General features: G+C 65.7%; 2 protein-coding genes. Both read right to left on the bottom strand.

From position 1 onward, the window contains the following. The coding region (locus QOC69_RS00165; protein WP_526435146.1) for a nucleoside hydrolase at positions 1 to 746 on the bottom strand (746 nt) is incomplete at its 3' end. A gap of 21 nt (positions 747 to 767) precedes the next feature. Next, the gene (locus tag QOC69_RS00160) at positions 768 to 2,720 is read right to left on the bottom strand and encodes a SpoIIE family protein phosphatase (protein WP_526435145.1); all 1,953 of its coding nucleotides are present in this window, start codon (positions 2,718 to 2,720) and stop codon (positions 768 to 770) included. Positions 2,721 to 2,854 lie beyond the last annotated feature (134 nt).

Here is a 2,854-nt window from a genome sequence, read left to right as displayed (position 1 = left end):
CGAATCAACGCGTTCGGCGACGACGACCGGGTGCCCGGCTCGTCGTCGACGCTCAGCGCGGTGGTCGTGGTACTCGCAGCGGCGGCCAGCTGGACCAGGATCTCGGGCGTAAGCGCGATCTGCCGAGTTACGTCAAGGCCGCACAAGATCGGAAGACGTTGCAGATCAACCTCTTCTGTTTCATTCGGAGACCAGGCAGCGAAGACCTCGGCCGCCGCTTCAGGGTCCACTGCGATGTTCCACTCTGACACCGCATTGGTATTGCCCCGGTAGTCGTACACGCCGCCCATGATCACCAACTGGTGCAACAGTGTTGGCAGCTCCGGTTCCTTGCGCAGTGCCAGCGCCAGGTTGGTCAGCGGTCCGGTGGCCAGCCCGATCAGCTCCCCGGGATGCTCACGGGCGGCGCGGACCCACGCCGACGCGGCATCATCGCCGCAGAGCTCCCGATCGGTCGACGGCAGCTCGGCATAGCCCAGTCCGCGTGGCCCATGGACTGCGCTGTCGCCGCGCGGGTTCGGGGAATTCAACGGGTGAGCGGCGCCCTTGGACACCGGCACGCCATCGACGCGGCACAGATCGAGCAGGCCGAGGTTGTTCTCGCAGACTTGTTCCACGCCAACGTTTCCGCCGGTCGAGGCGATGCCGACGAGTTCGGCATCTGGACTGGCCAGCAGATAAATCAGCGCGATGGCATCGTCTACGCCGGTGTCGACGTCGGCGAAAACTGGTGCGGCGGCCACCACCCAGACGATACCTGCCGCTGGCTAGTCGACCCGGTCGGCGACGGCCTCGCTCACCACCGGTAGACCGACCAGCATCAGGACGTGATGGGCCGGCGTCCCCGGTGGGGCAATCAAACCAAGTTCGGTGTCATGCTGTCGCGAGCGCTCCAACGCTTCTGCCAAGACTCGCAGACCAGCCGACCCCATATGCGTCACCGGCGACAGGTCGAGGCTCAAAGGAAAAGTGCCTGAGCGGCTTTGACGCGAGATGTGTGCCGCCAGAGACGCGGCGGTCTCGTTGTCGACATCTCCGGTGATCACCAGGAATCCATCCTCGACGACCGCTGCGGAGAACTCGGGCGCGTTGGTCCGTTGGGCTATGGGCGCGACGTTGGGTTCGGTGACGATGCGGGCGGGCCGACTCAACAGGTGCGTAATCGACGCGGCGGTACCGGTGTCGCTGCCGACGACGTGGCTTTCGGTGGCCAGCGCATCCGCGAGCATCAGCCCGCGGCCGCGCAGTCCCGGGTCCGCCGACGGGGTCTTCCACTGCCCACGATCGGTCACCGTCGCATGCACCATGCCGTCGTCATCCAGAGTTGCCTCGACGTCGATATCGCCCCCGGCCCTCGACCGATATCCGTGCTCGAAGGAGTTCTCGACGAACTCGCAGATGATCTGCACGATGATCAGAACATCCATGTCGTCGGCGCCGATAGCGGCTAGCCAGGCGCGAAGCGCGGCGCGAACCTCTCGCGCTGCGCCGATGTCGGCGTCCAAGGTCAGGTTCAGTGGCGGTGGCGGCGTACGTCGTTGCGCGGCAAGCAACGTCACGTCGTCGCTGTAGCCCGTGGTGCGCAGCATCAGTTCCAGTGTCTGTGAGCACAAGCGCTCGAGGGGACGCGTTGCTGTCTCGATCGGGAAGGCCGAGCCGCCAAGGACACGAGCCGCCAGGTCGGCGAATTCGGCCGTGCTGGCGGCAAGGGGCCGGCTGGGGCGCTCAATGATGCCGTCGCTGTAGAGCAGCACAGCATCACCGACGTCCACGTTTTGGGTGGCGGTGGCGAAGCCAAGCCCGCTGCCCAGCGGACCGGCGCCAGATGGCTCGAAGAACCGTCCAGCGCCGCCGCTGATCAGCAGCGGAGGGGGGTGGCCCGCAGTGCAGTACTCGAACGCACCGGTGTGGGTGTCAAGGCGGCCGATGCACAGGGTCGCCGCCTTCGACCCCGGTACATGCTTGCTGAAATCGTCCACTGCCGTGAGGCTTTCGGTGATGCTCTTGCCGGCCAGCAGTTCGAGCCGAACGGCGGTCCGTAGCTGAGCCATCACCGCCGCGGCTTCGACACCGTGTCCGACCACGTCGCCGACGACGAGAAAAGCGGTGCCGGAATCGCCGGGCATTGCCTCGAACCAGTCGCCCCCGGCGCCGGTGTCCTGCGTGGCCACCAGGTATTCGGCCGCGATGTCCGCGCCCGGTAGTACCGGCAGCGACGGCGAAAGCAGTGCTCGCTGAACCAAAATCCCTAGATCCCGCACCTGCGCGTAACGCTCGGATAGTTCTGCGGCGCGGGCTTCAGCTGCCCTTCGCTCGTGTACCTGCGCGGTGACGTCGGTCAGCATCACCTGGGTGCCTTCGATGGTCCCGTCCACGCCGACGCGGGGACTGACGACGATGTCGCCGCAAATCTCCTGCATGGTTCCCGACCCGTCGAAGTCGAATTGGAAACGCCACTCCCGCCCTTGCTGGATCTCTGCTGTGCGATAAACGCGGTTGAGAATGTCGATCAGGTTCTGACCTTCGAATTCGGGAAATATTTCACCCGCCGGAACACCCAGTCTCACCGCGGGAAACGCGGCTCGCACCGCCGCATTTGCGGCCACGTAACGGTGTTGGGGACCTGCGAACGCGACGATGAAGGGCGGGAGGCTGTCGAACGCACGCCGGACGACGTCGGCTTCGCCTATCGTGTTGTCCAGCTCCGTGTCGTCCCCCACGGTTTCAGGGTAACCCGATCGGGATTTTCGGGTGTGCGCTGTTACCAGTGCACGCCGGGGACCAGACGCGCCGCGGCTTTGACCGGTCCCATAACCCGCATGCGGGCCACGACAGCGCGGGCCGGGCGTTTGGG

Origin of the sequence: Mycobacterium sp., from assembly GCF_032162105.1 — a bacterium.
Taxonomy (GTDB): Bacteria; Actinomycetota; Actinomycetes; order Mycobacteriales; family Mycobacteriaceae; genus Mycobacterium.
Note: the sequence above shows the minus strand (reverse complement) of the source record. Positions and strands in the feature narration are given on the sequence as shown.